This window comes from Aquimarina macrocephali (genome assembly GCF_051627225.1).
Taxonomy (GTDB): domain Bacteria; phylum Bacteroidota; class Bacteroidia; order Flavobacteriales; family Flavobacteriaceae; genus Aquimarina; species Aquimarina macrocephali.
Map to the genome: position 1 here is coordinate 4,250,029 of NZ_CP151795.1, position 19,750 is coordinate 4,269,778.

Genomic DNA, 19,750 nt, shown 5'->3' on the forward strand with positions numbered 1-19,750 from the left:
TAAAAAAGTGTCCACATATAGGTGGTAAAAAATACTACACTTAGAGCGACAACACGGATTAATATTTTTTAATCATAAATCCGTGTAGTTATGGGAGTAGATATTTTAGATTTTTTAATAAATAATGAAGAATTAGTAAGTAAAATTGTAGCAAACACTATTGTAGAATTAGTTAAAGTAATAATGAAGAAAATTCTTAAAAAGAGTTGTGATAATAAGAAAAAGTAGAGAGATTTTATACTTTTCATTGCTGCTCCCTCTGGCAAACTAATATAGCACTACATAGTAAAATAAATACTGTTTTGTTAATGTGGTAGGGAATATAGATTTTACTATTTTAGCTATAAAGATTGATAGATGACTGAGAGGACGTTCTTAAATTTTACATTTTAGTAATAGTAGACTAGAAAACAGGTTCAAAAGCTAGATTTTTTGCATAAAGGAGTATGCCGGTAATTATGTGTATAAGAATGGTAATCTGGAGTTCTTTAATACCTCAGAAGGGTATGTAGAACAACACTCAGATGGCTTTAAGTACATCTATCAATATAAAGATCATTTAGGCAATATACGTTTAAGCTATAATAAAGGCGGTAACAAAACCTTTTTAAATGATACTTTTGATAGTAGTACCGATGGCTGGGGTGGCGGAGGCGTATCTGCCGTTAATGGCCGTTTAGGTGTTAAAGTACGATATATGTACAGTGGTACAAATAAAAAGATTACACAATCTTTTAGTGCTGGTGAAACTGTGAAGATACGACTGAAACTGGATGCCAATGGCAAAGGATATAAGATGCGTGTACTGGTCAATGAGATTGATGCTGCTAATGCAAGTACAGGATGGTATTCTGCTGGAGATGCTGGCGAAGGTAATTTTGAAGCTACCTACCAGATCAAACAAGATGCTTCTAAGCTAAATATCAAACTGGGATTAACCAGTAGTATAGCTGCAGAAGAGGAGATTTATCTGGATGATATTAGTGTGCTACAAGAAACCGAAGAAGGAATCATCGTACAGCAAGAGAAGAATTATTATCCTTTTGGACTGCAACATAAAGGATACAATTTTGACGTAAATGGTAGAAAGCATAACTACGGTTTTGGTGGTAAAGAAGAACAAGACGAACTTGGTTTAGAATGGTTGGATTTTCATGCTAGAAACTATGATGCATCTCTAGGACGATGGATGAATACTGATCCATTAGTACAGTTTCAAAGCCCATATATTTATGCAGGAAATAATCCTATTAGATATATAGATCCTGATGGAATGTATTCAACAGAAGAATGGAAAAAGGATAATGGGATAACTGATGATGATTTAATAGAGGTTTATAATTCTAAAGACTCAAATAATGAATCAAATGAAAATGATATTATCACTCTTGGAAAAGATGGTAAAGTAAAAGATGTTAAAAGAGATGAATTTCACAATGTTTTTTTAGATGAATCAGGTAATAATCTAGAAATTAATGACGAAGAAGGCTTAGATTCACCTCTTTTAACTAAAGAATTTAATATAGGAGATCAAGTATATGTTCCAGTTTCTAATAAAGAATTGATTGGGGAAATGGAGAGATTAAGATCTATTTATTGGTCAGATGGGATGACATGGATGCAAAAACTTTGGTTTAATTATGATTATGGAATTGAATCGTATTATAGTTATGATTTTACCTATTCTTTTTTGAGAGATAAAGTAGGAGGTATTTCAGAAGATGTGTTAGGTGAATTATATTATGGATCTGGATTTCATGATGATGCTGCTTTCATAAGATTTGGCCAAAACAATACGTTATATAATTTACCGGATGCTGGAAACTTTATTTGGGGACTTAAAGCTTCTTATAATCAACTTACTCTAAAAAAAGCATTAAGAGGAGCTGAAGTAAATGAAGGAGGTAGTGATACGAATGCCGATACTAGAGCTATTAAATCAGGTTTTAACTATATAAATGGAATTAAAAAATAACAAAAAAGACAACTTAATTTTAAGTAGTATTTCTAGCCTATTAGTATTATATTTTTTTATTAAATATAATAACATAGTAAAGAAATCTCTTTTAATAATTTTTGATAGTAAAATAGGATTATTTTTTATCCCAATGATATTATCTTTTTTAATAGGTGTAGCATCTGTCGTATTAATTCGACGAACATATAATAAAAAAAAGTATTATTTTTTGTTTGGAGTTATTTCCTTTTCGAGTTCAATTTATCTGTTTTTTAAGTTTATAATATGGTAAGATTGGTAGGTAATGGGTCAAACTGATGCTTTTGAGAAAGAGTATTATAAAGTTTGATTGTCAAAATCATATAATTAAAAAACAGTTACAGAGATGTAGCTGTTTTTTTATGTATAAAAGTGAACTAAGAAAACAGTTTTTAACCTGCCAGAAAGTAGGAAAAAAAAACAATACAACCCTATCAAAACCAAATCTATGCTAACAAACAACATTGCTGAGATACAGATCAGCTACTCATCACATATTGCTAAAAAACACAGAACAAAAATTAGGAGTTCTACAGAAGCTTACAAGGTATTTCTCAATACTTGGAATCAGAAAACTATAGAGCTACAAGAAGAATTTAAAGTACTACTACTCAATAATGCAAACGAAGTATTAGGAGTACAAAATCTATCGAAAGGAGGTACTAATGGTACTTATGTAGATGTAAAACTATTATTTGCTATAGTTTTAAAAGTATGTGCAAGTGGTGTTATTATAGCTCATAATCATCCTTCTGGTACTTTAGAGCCTAGTGATTCAGATATTAGACTAAACCCGATGGCGCGGATTTGTAATCCGTGAAACATAAGAAAATATCAAAACAGTCACTTAATAATGTGACTGTTTTTTTGTTATCGTAAATTATTAATAATTGCCCAGTCCCGAAAAATGAAACTGGCGAGACGTATTATTGTATCTGAAAACAATAAAAGAATAATTAGATACAGTTATGACCAGACAAGAACATTTACAATTTTGTAAAATCTGTACAAATCAAAAATTTGACACAAAACAGGGGATAGTTTGCAGATTAACCGATGCGATTGCAAATTTTGAAGATGCATGTATTACATTTGAAGAAGACCCAATACTTGCAGAAAAAGAAAAGCAACTTACGATAACGAGAACAGTAATTAGTAAAGAAGCCAGCAAAGGAAAAAGGTTTACCAACTATATCCTGGATTCTATATGTATTTTGGTTTTTGGTTTTATACTTGGTATTGTTTTGGCCTTTATTTTTCCATCTGTGATATTGATTTTAGAAACTGATAGCCGAATTATAGACTATGGGTTAGGTTTTACATTAGGAATGATTTATTATTCTTTTTTTGAAATAACCACAGGTAGAACCATTGGTAAACTAATTACAGGAACAAAAGTAGTTGATGAGTATGGAAATAATCCCAATATACAAACCATATTAGTACGTAGTTTATGCAGGCATATTCCTTTTAATGCGCTTTCGTTTTTGGGTGATGGTTCGGGCTGGCATGATACACTTTCTAAAACAAAAGTGATAGAAGTATAAATAAACGAGTTTGATCACTTAAATAGAGGTGTATAGAAATTGTTGTTTTAAATTTATTTTGAAGTTTTAAAAACACGGATTGCAAATCCGTGCCGTCAGGAGTATTCTAAATATAAAGTTAATGAAGAGTTTTTAGTGCATTTGACTAATAATAATTTTCATCAAGATGAACTAAACTCCCATACAGTTAAAAATATAGAAAAATGGTTATCAGAGAAATTAGAATAATAACTCATGAATAATATAGTAAAACCTATTGTAATATTGTTAATGTTTTTTCTTACCAGCTGTTCTTATTTAAAAAGTCAGCAAAGTATAGAATATCATAAAAATGGGAATATTAAAGCTATGGGGCATCTTAAGCAATCTCAAAGAACAGGAATATGGGGTTTTTATGATCAGCAAGGTACACAAGTAGATTCTATACCTTATAAAGAAGGACTTAAAGAAGGAGAATCTAAGGCTTATAGTTTAATAACAGAAGAATTAGTTAGAAAAGGAAAATATAAAAATGATAAAAAGCAAGGGATATGGAAATCATATCATGACGGTGGAGCTATCCATTCTATAGAAGAGTATAAAAATGGTATGTTAATAGGGGAAATGAAGTATTTTCATCCCAATGGTAATCCTAAATTAGTGACTCAAATTCAAAACGGAGGATTGCATGGAAATCATAAAGAATTTTATGTAAATGGGAAGTTGATGGTGTCTGGCTATTATCATAATGGTAATAATGATGGTGAATGGAAAGAATATAGTGAAGATGGTCTTATAACAGAAATTTATCATTACCAATCGGGCTTATGGCATGGTAATTATGAGAAATATTATCCTAATGGTAATATAGCGGAGAAAGGTCGTTATGAACTTGATAAGAAAGTAGGTACTTGGGAGTATTTTGATGAGAATGGTATTGTTATATCTATAGAAAAGCACTAAGAGATGGTAATGTCTCAAACTAGTGCTTTTGAAAAAAAGCATTATAAAGTTTGATTATCAAATGAATTATATAATTAACCCATTGTGCATTTTGATATTTTGAATCCCAAATTCGTCAATTCGAGTGCTTCGCCCATAGGAAGAAGTGTATCGAGAATAGGATTTGGGATCAAAAAAGCTATTCTCGATAGTTCTACAGAGCTTGCCGAAATACAATTTTTCTTTGTTTTATTATGAAAAGCCCCGATGGCGCGGATTTGCAATCCGTGAAACATAAGTAATATCAAAACGGTCACTTATAATGTGGCTGTTTTTTTGTTATGGTAAATTATTAATAAACCTGATGGCGTGGATTTAAGATAAAACCCACACTAAGTTCATTAAAGATTTTGGAAACGATGCAACCTATTGCTTTTTCAGTTGTCATTAAGTTAACAACTTACACTCATATCATTAAATCATTAAAATCAAAACTAACATCTAAATGATAAGAAAAAATAGAATTGTCATTATACTGTTACTGTTTATATCGGTAGCAGGTATTTCGCAAACGGAAAATCCGGAGCTTTCTAAGAAAGAAAAAAGAAAAAACAGACCTGCCTATATAGGGTTTACTGCAGGGTTAGGGAGATCATCTTTTAGAGATTTTGCAACCTCTCCACTTTTTTATAAAGGGACACCAAGAAACATAGCGCTATCATATACTAAAGCCGATGTAGAAAGAGAATCCGAAATTGGAGCATCCTACCTTTTTGGACAGTTTCATAATGGCTTTAACAGTCATTCCCAAAGTAGTAAGCTTCATAGTGTATCCTTGTACTATTCTAGGTTATACCGGTTAAACATGCTTAGTTCTCCAAAGTTAAATGTAAAAGTAGGTGGATTATTTAATACCACCACTAATTTTAGAACGAATGAGGGATTTGGTAATAACGGAGTGGGAGTCGAAATTATTCCAACTCTTTTTGGCTCTGTTAAAATCGAAAAAGATATAAGCCGCAAAGAAGAAAAGAGTAAAAAATTCTTATTTATTAAATATAAGCTGAAAAAGAGAACAAGAAATTTAGCATTTAGGCTAAATGTAGGATTAGTAAATAGCTCGTTTCGAAATGGATATGTGTATAATGGGCAATCAGGCTTGTTAAATGAAGCAAATATATTTGATGAGTATGAGTTCGATATGTTTTCTGGGTTTAGGGTAAATAGCTCTTTAGACTATACAATTTCTCTTAAGAACAAAAATGCATTACGATTTTCGTATGTATGGGATGCTTATAAAACCGGAGGAGATTTTGATAAATTCGAAATGTCTGCCCATCTTCTTAAACTCACTTTTCTATTTAATACCAATAATAAATAATGAGAAAGCTATATAGTATATTATTAATAGGTCTATCACTTATCTCTTGTGAGAAAGCGCTTTTTGAAAACGACTTGGCCTCTACAAATCCAAAAGATAATTTTGAATATCTATGGAATGAATGTAATGAGAAATATTCCTACTTTGATGTAAAAAATATTGATTGGGATGTTGTGAAATCCGAATATTCTGCCAAAATTTATGATGGAATGAGTCAGGATTCACTATTTAAAGTATTGGGAGGGATGTTAACAGAGTTAAGAGATGATCATACGAATCTAATATCGAATTTTAATGTCTCTACATTTAGAGTAGATTACTTAGGACAGGATAATTTTGATTGGCGTATCATTGAAGATCACTATCTAAATCGAGACTATTACATTACAGGACCATTTTTACATAATTTTCTTGATAATAAAGAAATTGGTTATGTACGTTTTCCTTCTTTTCCTGGTACTGTGGATGCTAAGAATCTGGATTTTGTTCTAAATAGATATAAAAATACAAAAGGATTAATCTTAGATATGCGAGAAAATGGAGGTGGAGCTGTAACCGATATTTTTGCAATCTTAAGCCGTTTTGTTGAGCGTAGAACGCTGGTTAACTATTCTAGAATAAAAAGCGGTCCAGGGCGAAATGATTTCTCAGAAGCTGAGCCGGTATATGTTTCTCCGTATAATGGAATACGATATGAAAATAAAATTGTTGTATTAGTAGATCGAGGAACGTATAGTGCAGGTTCATTTTTCTCACTTGCGACCAAAGCGCTTCCAAACATTACGCTTATAGGAGATACTACAGGAGGAGGCCTTGGCCTGCCTAATGGAGGACAATTACCTAATGGTTGGACATATAGATTCTCTATTACACAAGCACTGACATTAGATAAGAGTCCTGATTATGAAAATGGAGTTCCACCAGATATTGAAGCACTTGTAGATTGGGGTGATTTAACAAAAGATGAAGTTCTGGAGCGTGCAATTTTGGAACTGCAATAAGGCATTATTTTAATACTGTTTCAGCTCGGATTCGTAATCCATGAAACATAGTAAAAGCAAAAAACAGTCACACTTTAGTGACTGTTTTTTGCTTTTACTTATATATGAGGTTTATTGCTCGGTTACTTTTTGTACTCTCTCTACAGAATCGTTCTTAGAGAGCGATAGTCGTACTATGCTATCTTCTAGTGCGATTAGATTATGAATGATGCTAGGCTCCAGAGAAATAAGATCTCCTTTTTTAAGAATATGATCGGCATCATGAACACCAAAATTGATTTCGCCTTCAAAAATAGACACAGTAATCGGAAACGGGGTTTTATGACTTTTCATTTCCTGTCCTTTTTTAAAAACGATTCTAATTTCTTTGGTAGCATCATTTTCTATTAATTTGGTGATTACAGGTTTTGCGTCCCCGTAGGTAAGATCCTTAAGTAATGAGGTTAATTGCATAGTAATTGTTTTTTTATACAACAAAGCTACATATACTCTTCTACTTATTTTATGAGTTAAATCATAAGGTAAAGTAAACTCCTAATTGTAATTTGCAGACATAATTAGATGTAATGTATACGGTATATGTCAAAGATACTATTGGGGATGTTTATGTTTTAGAATTTAAAAGATTTGAGTATCGCAACCTTATGGAATTATTAGTCAACAGGCTACATGATGAAATAGGGGATTGTAAAGGTAGAGGGCTGTGTGGTACCTGCCATATTCGGGTTCATTTATCTAATACTCCAATGCAGTTTTTTGAAGGACTGGAGAACAACATACTAAAAAATCAATTAGAGTATTATCCCAACAGCAGATTGGCATGTCAAATTCTTTTAGACGAACATATTGATGCTATGCAAATAGAAATTATAGGAGGGGATTAATCACTATGTGTTTTCTGATATCGATCCCATCTTATATCGATAATGAGATGTTGCCAAAAATAAAAAAGGAAGTGTAACAAGTAGAGTTTTAATGTAAAACGAAGATTAAACAAAGCTTGTTGAGATTTTTATAAGATTAATCGCTAAAAACTTCAACAAGCTCGGACTAACAATACTGGTATAGTAGATTACTTTACAGCAATTACAGAGATCTCTACGTTCACCGATTTAGGTAGAGTTAACACCGCTACAGTTTCTCTTGCTGGTGCAGTCTCTTCATTAAAATAACTACCATATACGGCATTTACTTCAGCAAAATTATTCATGTCACTTAAAAAAATAGTGGTTTTAAGAACATTCTCGAATGTCATTCCGGCTTCATCCAATACAGCTTTTAGGTTCTGCATTACCTGCTTGGCTTCAGTTGTAATGTCATCCAGAACTAATGCTCCTGTTTCTGGATTAATAGCAATCTGACCTGATGTATATAATGTATTTCCGTTTAAAATAGCCTGACTATAAGGACCGATAGGAGCTGGGGCTTTGGTCGTAGTTATGATTTTTTTCATGTGATAGTATATTGTATTAATTTATAATTTTATTGCTAACTAGAAACTTTAAACTACCTATAACTGTCTGTCTGGTTCACGTCTTTTGTCCCATTTAATATCACTAAGCATCGATGATTTGATACCTATAAAGAAATTCCATGATGTTCTTTCACTAAATGGAATCCAATTAAAATTCATAACCCAACTTTCTAGATCTCGCTGAAATCTTAAATTGGTATATGTAAACCCGGGATTCTTTAAATCATATCCCGAAGATACTCCAACAGACCATCGCGGCGCGAGTTCTACATCACCAGAAAACATGATAGAGTGCGATGATATTTCATTTTGCCGAGCACTATTACTATAATTAACATTATATGACAGTCGCAAAGTCCAGGGTATTTTGTAATTATAGTTTTTTATGTCTTTATCTGCATTTTTACTTTTGTTTTTATCAAAAGAACGATCCTCCCCAAAATCGGTAACTCCCCCAAACAGATTGTCAGGCCGGCCTTCATTTCTAAAGTTTTGATTATCCAGAGGATCTTCATTAACTTTTCCTTTCTCAAAATCTTTACTAGAAAATGAATACCCAAAATTAGCACTAGCTCTGGTTAAGCGAAAAAGACTACCTCCATTATCGATATTCCACACATCGATTTTGCGATTATTGTTATCTAACGCATAAGGATCTAATTGTGCATTAAAGTTAATATCTAGCTTATTTTGGATAATAGGAATATTACCAGTAATAGATAGCGGACTTAACTTTAAAGAATCTCCTGCAACATTATAAGATGTACTAAAGTTAAGGTTATTTAATAGGGTGACTTTTTTGGCTTCTGTAGCAGTACTGTCCTTACTTTTTACCTTCATTTCTACATTGTTACTAAGAGAAAATCCAATACTGCTAGAAAATACATTACTCGGTGCTCCAAAGTAACCCCCTTCAAATCTGGAGTATTCTACAACTTCTGTTTCATTAATATTAGTTGTATTAGGATCATCGGTAACCGTATAGCTATCATAAAATTCACTAAACGCAGGGTTGATGCTATAGCTAATAGAAGGTCTCATGGTATGGCGAATCGCTTCTATTTTTTTACCTTTCTTAAACTTGAAAGTACCATAAATGGTTGTTCCCAGACTCGTTGAAAAGTTATACGTACGAAAAGCATCAAAGCCTTTTATAGTATCTCGTACCACTTCGCCAGCACCATCATTAGCATTAGAGTCATAACTTTGCTTTATCGTCTCAAATACCCAGTTTTCCTGAAAATTTGTCCCTGCTGTAGCACTAAGGTACTTGAATATCTTAAAGTTTGTAGTTAAAGGAATCGTATGCTGCATTCCTATTTTGGCACCTTTAAACATATCAGCCGAGAATAAATCATCATCGGTAGTTTGTATTCTGTTTTCTCCTTTAAAATTATATTGTGTATTTATATTCTGTATGATCCCTTTTTTAGCGCCTACTTTTGGAGCAAACGGAAATACTCGTGATACACTCAGATTCATATTTGGGAGTGATAAATTTACAGTTCCAGTATTAGTATTAGAGTTATGAGTAGCTGCAAGATTAACATTAACCTGGGGATCTCCCTGAAATGTCTTAGCATAGGATATATTAGAACTGATTTGATTATTCAGAAAATTACCTGTATTGAGTTGGTTGGTAGATTGCTGAAAAAAGTCACTACTACCAAAATTCACAGAAGCCGAAAACCTGGAGTTCGGATTGGCTTTTGCATCCTGGCTATGAGTCCATTGGATATTGTATGTCGTGGTTTTGGCAAAATCAGGAAACCCTCTTTCGCTACGCAGGTTGTTTTCATACCTAAACCTAAGATTTCCTCTATATTTATAACGTAGGGCATAGGCAGATTCTGCAGCAAAAGTATAACTACCATTAGTATAATAATCCCCCATAAGGGTTAGATCTACATATTCACTAATAGCAAAATAATACCCACCATTTTGAAGAAAATATCCACGATTATTTTCTTCTCCCGGACTAGGAATAATAAATCCCGAAGTTCTGTCCTCTGTTAATGGGAAATATCCAAACGGTAACCCCAACGGAGTAGGGACATCGGCAATAAACATATTAACAAGCCCCGTTACAATTTTCTTTTTAGGGACAAACTTAATTCTACGGGCATAAAAATAATATTCTGGATCTTCAATATTTTCTGAAGTAGTAAATTTTACATTTTTCATGTAAATCACAGAATCATTCTCACGTTTTGAAATTTCATTTTTAATCCTAAACCCGTTTTGTTCTGTTCGAGAATTATATATCAATGCCTTTTCGGTATCAAAATTAAAACGAATAGAATCTGGTTCTACTACATTCTGTGCTTGTTTAAAAACAGGAGTTTGTACATATTCACCCAGAGAATCTTTAATTCCATAGGCATATACCTCATTTTTAGCATTGTCTACTACAATAAATCCAGCATTAATCTGCATTTCTCCATACACGATCTCGGCATTATCATAAAGATACATCTTGTTCTCTTTACGACTTAGCCTCATATAGTCAGTGGCTTTATAGACCACTTTATCTGTTAACAGTTGTGGTTCTGCAGCAAGTGTGTCTTTTTTGACCGTGTCCTGAGCTTTTTCATTGAGTAATTCCTCTGGATTGACTATAATAGAGTTTATAGTATCCTGATTAGCAGGAATGGGAACCTCCTTAGTCTCGTTTATTTCCTGTGCTGTAATTTGAGAAATACAAAACAGTGAAAAACTTAGTGAATAAAGTATGTAACGTACCGTTGTTTGCAATGGTTTAAATCCTATTTTTGTATAACTATGGCTCAGTTTTTGAAGTGCCAAAATTACATATATTTTTTATGCTTAGATTGTAATTCATAAAAAAATAAAAAATTATGTCAAAAGCATACCTTCTAAGCTGTATAAACATAGAAGATATAGGTTTATTATATAAATCACAATCTTTAGATTTTTAACTTGTTATATTAAATACTGAAACATAACGAAAATGTTTCAAAATTAGTAGTAAAATTATTGTAGTTGATGAGACGAAGTATAGTATGTAGTGTTTTTTTATCAGTTTTTTTATGTGTCACACCTGTTTTTGATGCCAATGTGGTTGCTCAGGAAAAAGAAAAATTTGTTGTTGTCTTGGATGCTGGCCATGGAGGTCATGATCCCGGGAACCGTGGAAATGGATATAAAGAAAAGGAAATCGCATTAAGTGTAGTTTTGGCAGTAGGTACGGCTTTAGAAAACGATGGTAGGTTTAAAGTAGTGTATACTCGAAAAACAGATACCTTTATAGAGTTACATGAAAGAGGAAGCATAGCCAATAAAGCCGGAGCAAATCTTTTTGTGTCTGTACATTGCAACTCCCACCGCTCTCAAGCTTATGGTACAGAAACCTTTGTATTGGGGTTACATGCTAATAATGAAAACTTTAATGTAGCAAAAAATGAAAACTCGGTAATCCTACTAGAGGATAATTATGAAGCGAATTATGATGGGTTTGATCCCAATTCTCCCGAATCAATTATCGGGCTTACTTTAATGCAGGAAGAATACCTGGATCAGAGCCTTACACTTGCTAGTTTTGTACAGAATAGATTTAAAAAATCATTAGAAAGAAAGAGTAGAGGAGTAAAACAAGCTGGTTTTGTGGTTTTACATCAAACCTATATGCCTAGTGTTCTTATCGAATTAGGTTTTCTAACCAATAATAGCGAAGGAAAATATCTTAATTCTAAAAAAGGACAGGGAGCTATGGCAAAATCCATCACAACCTCGATTGTAGATTATAAAGAAAGCCTTGATGCTATTTATAAAGTAGATCCGCCCAAAACCCCCGAAGTAACACGAGTAACTGCCAAAATGGAAGGAGATCGGGTGTATGATGATATCACGTTTAAGGTGCAAATTGCAGCAGGGTCCAGTGACATAGAATTACAATCGTTTAATTTTAATGGTTTGGATCAGTTGTCTAAAAATAAAACGGGAGACCTGTATAAGTATTACTACGGAAGTACGTCTAATTATACTTTAATACAAGAATTAAGAGAAATTGCAGTCGGTAAAGGATTTGATTCTAGCTTTGTCGTTGCTTTTCGTAATAGTGAATTAATTCCTTTAACAGAAGCTCTAAAAGCTGATACATCTTCGAATTAATCTAAATAAATACTGATAATTCCTTAGGGAATTACCAGTAGAAATGTATTTTTATTCTAAATTTGTGTCCTAAAATATAATCTATTTTGAAATTTACTCGAGAAGTCAAAACAGGAATATTAGCAATCTGCGCAATAGCACTTTTAATCTTTGGCTATAGTTTCCTGAAGGGAAAAAATCTCTTAGAAAACGATAGAACCTTTTATGCTATTTATGATAATGTAGAAGGATTAATACCTTCTTCTCCCGTGACCATAAATGGTATGGTTGTAGGACAAGTGGTTTCTATTAGTTTTGCAGATACCAAGGGTAACCTTGTTGTAGAGTTTAATGTAGATAGCGATTTTTCATTTTCAAAGAACAGCATGGCCAAAGTATATGGCGGTGGCTTGATAGGTGGAAAATCACTAGCTATAATGCCTATATATGAGCAAGGCCTCGAAGCAAAAGATAAAGATACATTACCAGGCAAGATAGAAGCAGGTCTTCTAGAGTTGGTAAATGATAAGCTCGCGCCTTTGCAAGAAAAACTTGAAGCTGCAATTACAGATGCAGACACGCTTTTAAACTCGGTTAACGGGATTCTTAATGTAGATAATAAAAATAATCTGAATTCTATTTTTAAAGATTTAAGTATAACAGTTAAGAATTTTAAAGGAGCTTCCAGCTCTTTAAATACTATTCTTTCGGGTAATGAAGAAAAGTTAAATAATACATTTACCAATCTGGATAAAATGTCGACTAATCTTAATAAGGTTTCAGATTCTCTAGCTCAGATAAATGTGGCCAAATTAGGAAAAGACCTGGAAAGAGTATTGACCAATTTTGAGAAAATTTCAAAAGACATTAACTCAGGAAGAGGAACAGTTGGGAAATTACTGAAAGACGATAAATTATATGATAATTTAGAAAAAACCAGTAAACAACTGGAATTACTGATACAGGATTTACGATTAAATCCAAAACGATATGTTCATATTTCGGTTTTTGGAAAGAAAAATGCTCCTTACGAAAAACCAACAGATTCAATAAATTAAAAAATTATGCAATACATACCTAATATCCTATTTATACTTGTTTTGGTAGCGGGTATTGGATATTTTACAAAAAATGTCCGCAAAGTCATTCGTAATATCAGATTAGGAAAAGACGTAGATCGTTCTGATAATAAAGGAGAGCGATTTAAAAATATGGCTAGGATAGCATTAGGACAGTCTAAAATGGTACGACGACCTGTAGCTGGGATATTGCATATTGTTGTATATCTAGGGTTTATTATCATCAATATAGAAGTATTAGAAATTATCATCGATGGTATTTTTGGTACACATAGAATCTTTGCGCTTCTAGGAGGATTGTATGATTTCTTAATTGGTTCGTTCGAGATTTTGGCATTCCTTGTATTTGTAGGAGTTGTTTTATTTTGGATTCGTCGTAATGTGATTAAATTAAAACGTTTCTGGAATCCAGAGATGAAAGGATGGCCAAAAAATGATGGAAACTTCATTCTATATTTCGAGATGGTTTTGATGACTTTGTTTTTGGTAATGAATGCATCAGATCTTCAATTACAAACATTAGGAGCAGATCATTATATCAAGGCTGGAGCGTATCCAATAAGTCAGTATATATCTCCACTTTTTAATGGGATGTCAGAAACAGTTCTAATAGTATTAGAAAGAGCATGCTGGTGGGTGCATATTATAGGGATATTAGTGTTCTTAAATTATTTATATTTTTCAAAACATTTACATATCCTGTTGGCATTTCCGAATACATATTACGGGGATCTTAATCCTAAAGGAGAGCTTGATAACCTCGAAGCTGTTACCAAAGAAGTGCAATTAATGATGGATCCAAGTGCAGATCCTTTTGCTGCTCCTGCCGATGATCAACAAGAAGGAGAACCAGAGAAATTTGGAGCATCAGATGTTGCAGATTTAAACTGGGTGCAATTACTAAACGCATATACGTGTACCGAGTGTGGTCGTTGCACAAGCGAATGCCCTGCAAATCAAACAGGAAAAAAATTATCCCCTCGTAAAATTATGATGGATACCAGGGATCGTTTAAAAGAAGTAGGAGATAATATTGATAAGAACGGTAGCTTTGTAGATGATGGAAAACAATTGCTGAATGACTACATTACTCCTGAAGAATTGTGGGCTTGTACCAGTTGTAATGCCTGTGTAGAGACTTGCCCGGTTAGTATTAGTCCATTGTCTATTATTATAGATATGAGACGCTACCTGGTAATGGAGCAAAGTGCAGCACCATCTGATCTAAATAATATGATGACCAATATAGAAAATAATGGAGCTCCATGGCCATTTAACCAAATGGACAGATTAAACTGGAGCAACGAATAATTTTTATTAAATAACCAATCAAAATAAATTAAACTTTAACCAAAACTTTTAACCAATTAAACCACAAATTAATAGAAATTATGAAAAAGGAAGAAGTAGAAAGATTATTGCATGATAAAATAGAAGAAGGAGAACATGTGAGTCCGGTCTTGCCAGAAGGTGTCAAGAATTATCTTATTGATATTGATGGGACTATAACCGAAGATGTACCTAATGAAGAACCAGGACGAATGGTTACTTGTGAGCCTTTTCCTGATGCATTAGTTACATTAAATAAATGGTATGACCAAGGACATGTTATATGCTTCTTTACTTCAAGAACCGAAGAACACAGAGATGTGACCGAGACATGGTTAAAGAAATGTGGTTTTAAATACCATAGCCTTTTGATGGGAAAACCAAGAGGAGGAAACTACCATTGGATTGATAATCACCTGGTAAAAGCAACACGATATACTGGTAAATTTACAGAATTGGTAGAAAGAGTTGTGACCATCGAAGTTTTTGATGATGGAAAACATGATTAAATATGAGTTTTAGGATGTTAACCTCTTGGTAAACTCCTAAACTTTAAATAGTATAATATGAGTGAGACAGTAAAGGTGCCAACAATGGCAGAATATATGGCAGAAGGCAAGAAACCAGAAGTTTTGTTTTGGGTGGGTTGTGCTGGTAGTTTTGATGACAGAGCTAAAAAAATCACAAAAGCTTTTGTGAAATTACTTCATAATGCTAATGTAGATTTTGCTGTATTAGGTACCGAAGAAAGCTGTACGGGAGATCCGGCAAAAAGAGCAGGTAATGAATTCTTGTTTCAAATGCAGGCGGTTACAAACATAGAGGTAATGAATACCTACGAAATTAAAAAAGTAGTTACTGCATGCCCTCACTGTTTTAATACCTTAAAAAATGAATATCCTGTACTAGGAGGAGATTATGAAGTAATGCATCATACTCAATTTCTAAAATCCCTTCTGGATGAAGGTAGATTAAAAGTTGAAGGAGGAAAATTTAAAGGTAAACGAATTACATTTCATGATCCATGTTATCTGGGTAGAGCAAATAATGTATATGAAGCACCAAGAGATTTACTTAGAAAATTAGAAGTAGAGCTTGTAGAAATGAAGCGCTGTAAACGAAATGGATTATGTTGTGGAGCTGGAGGTGCCCAGATGTTTAAAGAACCAGAACCTGGAAATAAGGATATTAATGTTGAACGAACAGAAGATGCCTTAGAAACCAAACCAGATATTATTGCCGCGGGATGTCCTTTTTGTAATACAATGATGACAGACGGGGTAAAGAGTAAAGAAAAAGAAGAAAGTATACAAGTGATGGATGTGGCCGAACTTATTGCCAATGCTCAGGATTTGTAATTTTTTTTCTTAATTATACACAATTTTATTAGAGTTAATATGTTTTTTCATATTAACTCTTTTCTATAATCGTAAATAGCAATAGTTTTTGTTACTTTAGTAAAAAATAGCTCATGTTGGTAGATTTTAATGACCTTCCGGAAACATCTCGAGTGTGGATTTATCAGGCAAATCGGTCATTCACGTTGGATGAACTGGAAGAAATCGAAAAAAAAATAAAAGAATTTATAACTCAGTGGACAGCCCATGGTGCTGATCTAAAAGCAGGTTATGAAATAAAGTATAAACGATTTATAACCATTGGACTAGACCAGGGGATGAATCAGGCAACAGGGTGCTCTATAGATGCCTCTGTTCGTTTTGTTCAGGAATTAGAACAAACATATGATGTAGACTTAATGGACAAGATGAATGTGTCTTTTAAGCAAGGAGAATTTGTAGCCTATAAACCTCTTACAGATTTTAAGAAAATGGCTAAAAATAGATCAGTATCCCCAAATACTATCGTTTTCAATAACCTGGTTACTAATATTGCCGAATATCGAATCAATTGGGAAGTCCCAGCAAGAGATAGTTGGCATAACCGTTTTTTAAATTAAAATTTTCGTGCGGCATATCATAAAAAAGTATTTTTCTTTTATAATTTTTCTAATCACTTTTAGCGTTGATGCTCAATCAGAAAACCCTTTATTAGCAGAAGATTTTGAAACCCAACAAAGGTGGGTGGATAGCATTTATAATAGAATGACCCTTAAAGAAAAAGTGGGTCAGTTATTTATGGTAAATGTATCTTCTTCTGATCCTCAAAGAGAAACAGATAAAATAAAACGACTCATTGAAGAGTTTATGATTGGAGGCGTTATTTTTTCTAAAGGAGGCCCTAAGCGACAGGCTAAGCTAAATAATGAATATCAGAAATTATCCAAAATACCATTATTAATAGGTATAGATGCAGAATGGGGGCTAGGTATGCGATTAGATTCGACACAGGCTTTTCCCTGGAATATGACCCTTGGAGCAATACAAGATAATCATCTAATAGAAGAAACAGGAAGACAAGTAGCAAGGCATTGCAAACGAATGGGAGTGCATATTAATTTTGCACCTGTTGTAGATATTAATACAAACCCTAAAAATCCAATCATTGGTAATCGTTCTTTTGGAGAAGATAAAGAAAAGGTAACTCAAAAAGCACTGGCTTTTATGAAAGGCATGCAACGAGAGGGGATTCTGGCTAGTGCAAAGCATTTTCCTGGCCATGGGGATACCGATACTGATTCACATAATACATTACCTACTATTAATTTCGATGCCAAAAGAATTGATAGTATCGAATTATATCCATATAAAAAACTTATTAATGAAGGGCTATCCAGTATTATGGTTGCTCATCTTAATATTCCTAGTTTAGAATATAGATCAGACTATCCGTCTTCTATTTCTAAAAAAGTAGTTTCTGGAGTATTAAAAGATAGTTTAAGGTTTGAAGGATTAATTTTTACAGATGCTCTTAATATGAAAGGAGCTTCTAATTTTAAAGCCCCGGGCGATATTGATTTAGCAGCTTTTTTGGCAGGAAATGATATTCTTTTAATGTCGGAAGATGTGCCATTAGCATCCCAAAAAATAGTATCTGCATATTACTCTGGAGCTCTTACAGAAGAGCGTTTATCGTATTCTGTAAGAAAGATCTTATTGGCTAAATATAAAGCTGGCCTTAATGCCTATCAACCTGTAGAAACAGATTTCCTTTATGAGGAATTAAATAGTGTAAAAAATAAAGTGCTGCTTCATGATTTGGTCGAAAATTCTTTGACTGTCATAAAAAATGAAAGAGCTACACTGCCGATTAAAAACCTTGACCTAAAAAAAATTGCTTATGTTTCCCTTGGAGACGATTCTGGAGAAACATTTTATGAAGAACTAAGCAAATACGCTCAGGTCGAATGGGTAAAAGCCAATCAATTAGGTGAAATGGTAGAGCAATTAAAAAACTATAATTATGTTATTGTAGGTTTTCATAAATCTAACGACTCACCCTGGGCAGAATATAAGTTTAAGGATAAAGAATTGGTTTGGTTATACGAGATTGCCAGGTTAAACACTACAGTTCTTAGTATATTTGCACGACCTTATGCAATGTTAGATATGCTAACCACTACAAATTTTGAAGGTATAGTGATGTCCTATCAAAATAGTAAGGTGGCTCAGGAGAAAACGGCACAATTACTTTTTGGAGCTTTAGAGGCCAAAGGAAAACTTCCTGTAAGTATTGGAGAAGAATTTCCTGCAGGTACAGGATATGAGACCAGAGCCTTAAATAGGTTATCTTATGGATTGCCCGAAAGTGTAGGGATGAATTCTTATAAACTTAATAGAATTGATTCTATAGTGGATTTTGCACTAAAAGAAAAAATGGCACCGGGTGTACAGCTAATCGTTGCAAGGAAAGGAAAAGTAGTGTTTAATAAAAATTATGGGTACCATACCTATAATAAATTTAGAAAAGTTAAAGGGTCTGATGTTTATGATCTGGCGTCTTTGACCAAAATATTAGCTACTTTACCACTTACTATAGAGCTAAAGGATAAAGGAATAATTTCTTTAAATACTAGGGTAGGAAAGATGTTACCCTCTTTTAAGGGATCTAATAAAGAAAATATCACCTTAAGATCGATGCTGTCGCATTATGCAAAATTAAAGGCTTGGATTCCTTTTTATTTGCAAACAATGGATTCTGTGACACGAAAACCTGATAAGAAATATTATAGAAAAAGCCGCTCTAAAGATTTTAATATTGAAGTCACTAATAATCTTTATTTCAGAAGTGACATGAAGGATTCTTTACTTCTAAGAATTAGAGATAGTGAATTAAGGGATAGATTAAAATATAAGTATAGTGATTTGCCGTACTATCTTTTAAAAACATATATAGAGAATCATTATGGCAATACGTTACATAAGCTCACTCAGCAACATTTTTATAAACCATTGGGAGCTAATAATGCCTCGTATTTACCTTTAACGCAATTCAGAAAAAAGAGAATTGTTCCTACAGAGCATGATAGGATTTTTAGAGATGAGGTTGTTCATGGGTATGTTCATGATCAGGGAGCAGCTATGTTAGGAGGAATTGCTGGGCATGCTGGACTTTTTGCTAATGCTAATGATGTTACTAAGATAATGCAAATGTATCTCAATAAAGGATATTATGGCGGCAAGCAATATTTTAGAGAAGAAACATTAGATGAGTTTAATACATGTCATTATTGCCATCGAAACGTACGACGAGGAATAGGGTTTGATAAACCACAATTGGGTGATGTAGGACCGACTTGCGGTTGTATATCAATGACTAGTTTTGGTCATAGTGGCTTTACAGGAACATTTACCTGGGCAGATCCAGAACAGGAAATAATATATGTCTTTTTAAGTAATCGTACTTTCCCTAATGCCGCGAATCGAAAACTTATATCTCATGATATTCGTTCAGAGATACAAAGGTTAATATATGAAGCGATAGACTATTGATTGATAATGATGTTAAGAGTGGT

At 33.2% G+C, this 19,750-nt stretch carries 19 protein-coding genes; 16 read left to right on the forward strand and 3 right to left on the reverse strand.

The features are described from left to right. Positions 1-90 precede the first annotated feature (90 nt). From AAFU52_RS18525 to AAFU52_RS18560, 8 genes are all read left to right on the forward strand, one after another. Positions 91-228: a hypothetical protein gene (locus tag AAFU52_RS18525; protein WP_438423026.1), complete on the forward strand. Its 138-nt coding sequence runs from the start codon at positions 91-93 to the stop codon at positions 226-228. Positions 229-460: 232 nt separating this feature from the next. Continuing rightward, positions 461-1,975, forward strand: a complete 1,515-nt coding sequence (locus AAFU52_RS18530; protein WP_438423027.1) for an RHS repeat-associated core domain-containing protein — start codon at positions 461-463, stop codon at positions 1,973-1,975. A gap of 469 nt (positions 1,976-2,444) precedes the next feature. Further along, complete coding sequence (locus AAFU52_RS18535) at positions 2,445-2,816, forward strand: JAB domain-containing protein (protein ID WP_438423028.1); 372 nt, start codon at positions 2,445-2,447, stop codon at positions 2,814-2,816. A 148-nt stretch (positions 2,817-2,964) separates the two neighbouring features. Then, entirely contained in the window at positions 2,965-3,543 is a 579-nt protein-coding gene (locus AAFU52_RS18540) for an RDD family protein (protein WP_438423029.1), read from the forward strand. A gap of 234 nt (positions 3,544-3,777) precedes the next feature. Then, a complete protein-coding gene (locus AAFU52_RS18545; protein ID WP_438423030.1) occupies positions 3,778-4,485 on the forward strand; it encodes a toxin-antitoxin system YwqK family antitoxin in 708 nt (235 codons plus the stop codon). Positions 4,486-4,569: 84 nt separating this feature from the next. Continuing rightward, entirely contained in the window at positions 4,570-4,722 is a 153-nt protein-coding gene (locus AAFU52_RS18550; protein WP_438423031.1) for a hypothetical protein, read from the forward strand. Positions 4,723-4,969: 247 nt separating this feature from the next. Next, positions 4,970-5,845 (forward strand): hypothetical protein, encoded by an 876-nt coding sequence (locus AAFU52_RS18555; RefSeq protein WP_438423032.1) that lies wholly within the window; start codon positions 4,970-4,972, stop codon positions 5,843-5,845. Beyond that, the gene (locus tag AAFU52_RS18560) at positions 5,845-6,846 is read left to right on the forward strand and encodes a S41 family peptidase (RefSeq protein ID WP_438423033.1); all 1,002 of its coding nucleotides are present in this window, start codon (positions 5,845-5,847) and stop codon (positions 6,844-6,846) included. The genes AAFU52_RS18555 and AAFU52_RS18560 overlap by 1 nt, the downstream gene beginning before the upstream one ends. A 111-nt stretch (positions 6,847-6,957) precedes the next feature. Here AAFU52_RS18560 and AAFU52_RS18565 read toward each other — a convergent pair whose 3' ends face one another. Next, positions 6,958-7,299: a cupin domain-containing protein gene (locus AAFU52_RS18565; protein WP_024769015.1), complete on the reverse strand. Its 342-nt coding sequence runs from the start codon at positions 7,297-7,299 to the stop codon at positions 6,958-6,960. 113 nt (positions 7,300-7,412) lie between these two features. On the opposite strand from AAFU52_RS18565, the gene AAFU52_RS18570 reads away from it, so the two are divergent. Then, entirely contained in the window at positions 7,413-7,730 is a 318-nt protein-coding gene (locus tag AAFU52_RS18570; protein WP_024769016.1) for a 2Fe-2S iron-sulfur cluster-binding protein, read from the forward strand. A gap of 188 nt (positions 7,731-7,918) precedes the next feature. On the opposite strand, the gene AAFU52_RS18575 is transcribed toward AAFU52_RS18570, so the two are convergent. Both AAFU52_RS18575 and AAFU52_RS18580 read right to left on the reverse strand, forming a co-directional pair. Further along, on the reverse strand, positions 7,919-8,299 hold the full coding sequence (locus tag AAFU52_RS18575; protein WP_024769017.1) for a RidA family protein: 381 nt from the start codon (positions 8,297-8,299) through the stop codon (positions 7,919-7,921). 57 nt (positions 8,300-8,356) lie between these two features. Continuing rightward, positions 8,357-11,125 (reverse strand): putative LPS assembly protein LptD, encoded by a 2,769-nt coding sequence (locus AAFU52_RS18580; RefSeq protein ID WP_024769018.1) that lies wholly within the window; start codon positions 11,123-11,125, stop codon positions 8,357-8,359. 201 nt (positions 11,126-11,326) lie between these two features. On the opposite strand from AAFU52_RS18580, the gene AAFU52_RS18585 reads away from it, so the two are divergent. The 7 genes from AAFU52_RS18585 to AAFU52_RS18615 all read left to right on the forward strand — a co-directional run bounded on the left by AAFU52_RS18585 (position 11,327) and on the right by AAFU52_RS18615 (position 19,727). Further along, on the forward strand, positions 11,327-12,451 hold the full coding sequence (locus AAFU52_RS18585) for an N-acetylmuramoyl-L-alanine amidase family protein (RefSeq protein ID WP_024769019.1): 1,125 nt from the start codon (positions 11,327-11,329) through the stop codon (positions 12,449-12,451). An 86-nt stretch (positions 12,452-12,537) separates the two neighbouring features. Continuing rightward, positions 12,538-13,488, forward strand: coding sequence for an MlaD family protein (locus AAFU52_RS18590; protein ID WP_024769020.1), 951 nt, complete (start codon positions 12,538-12,540; stop codon positions 13,486-13,488). Between the two features lie 6 nt (positions 13,489-13,494). Then, positions 13,495-14,820, forward strand: a complete 1,326-nt coding sequence (locus AAFU52_RS18595; RefSeq protein WP_438423034.1) for a 4Fe-4S dicluster domain-containing protein — start codon at positions 13,495-13,497, stop codon at positions 14,818-14,820. Between the two features lie 80 nt (positions 14,821-14,900). Next, complete coding sequence (locus tag AAFU52_RS18600; protein ID WP_024769022.1) at positions 14,901-15,347, forward strand: phosphoheptose isomerase; 447 nt, start codon at positions 14,901-14,903, stop codon at positions 15,345-15,347. A 57-nt stretch (positions 15,348-15,404) separates the two neighbouring features. Beyond that, complete coding sequence (locus AAFU52_RS18605; RefSeq protein ID WP_438423035.1) at positions 15,405-16,196, forward strand: (Fe-S)-binding protein; 792 nt, start codon at positions 15,405-15,407, stop codon at positions 16,194-16,196. 113 nt (positions 16,197-16,309) lie between these two features. Further along, positions 16,310-16,795 (forward strand): hypothetical protein, encoded by a 486-nt coding sequence (locus AAFU52_RS18610; protein ID WP_024769024.1) that lies wholly within the window; start codon positions 16,310-16,312, stop codon positions 16,793-16,795. Positions 16,796-16,802: 7 nt separating this feature from the next. Beyond that, entirely contained in the window at positions 16,803-19,727 is a 2,925-nt protein-coding gene (locus tag AAFU52_RS18615; protein WP_438423036.1) for a glycoside hydrolase family 3 N-terminal domain-containing protein, read from the forward strand. Positions 19,728-19,750 lie beyond the last annotated feature (23 nt).

Coding starts and splice junctions, on each gene's coding strand:
- AAFU52_RS18525 (WP_438423026.1), top strand. CDS start 91: ATGGGAGTAGATATTTTAGATTTTTTAATAAATAATGAAGAATTAGTA.
- AAFU52_RS18535 (WP_438423028.1), top strand. CDS start 2,445: ATGCTAACAAACAACATTGCTGAGATACAGATCAGCTACTCATCACAT.
- AAFU52_RS18540 (WP_438423029.1), top strand. CDS start 2,965: ATGACCAGACAAGAACATTTACAATTTTGTAAAATCTGTACAAATCAA.
- AAFU52_RS18545 (WP_438423030.1), top strand. CDS start 3,778: ATGAATAATATAGTAAAACCTATTGTAATATTGTTAATGTTTTTTCTT.
- AAFU52_RS18555 (WP_438423032.1), top strand. CDS start 4,970: ATGATAAGAAAAAATAGAATTGTCATTATACTGTTACTGTTTATATCG.
- AAFU52_RS18560 (WP_438423033.1), top strand. CDS start 5,845: ATGAGAAAGCTATATAGTATATTATTAATAGGTCTATCACTTATCTCT.
- AAFU52_RS18565 (WP_024769015.1), bottom strand. CDS start 7,299: ATGCAATTAACCTCATTACTTAAGGATCTTACCTACGGGGACGCAAAA.
- AAFU52_RS18570 (WP_024769016.1), top strand. CDS start 7,413: ATGTATACGGTATATGTCAAAGATACTATTGGGGATGTTTATGTTTTA.
- AAFU52_RS18575 (WP_024769017.1), bottom strand. CDS start 8,299: ATGAAAAAAATCATAACTACGACCAAAGCCCCAGCTCCTATCGGTCCT.
- AAFU52_RS18585 (WP_024769019.1), top strand. CDS start 11,327: ATGAGACGAAGTATAGTATGTAGTGTTTTTTTATCAGTTTTTTTATGT.
- AAFU52_RS18595 (WP_438423034.1), top strand. CDS start 13,495: ATGCAATACATACCTAATATCCTATTTATACTTGTTTTGGTAGCGGGT.
- AAFU52_RS18600 (WP_024769022.1), top strand. CDS start 14,901: ATGAAAAAGGAAGAAGTAGAAAGATTATTGCATGATAAAATAGAAGAA.
- AAFU52_RS18605 (WP_438423035.1), top strand. CDS start 15,405: ATGAGTGAGACAGTAAAGGTGCCAACAATGGCAGAATATATGGCAGAA.
- AAFU52_RS18610 (WP_024769024.1), top strand. CDS start 16,310: ATGTTGGTAGATTTTAATGACCTTCCGGAAACATCTCGAGTGTGGATT.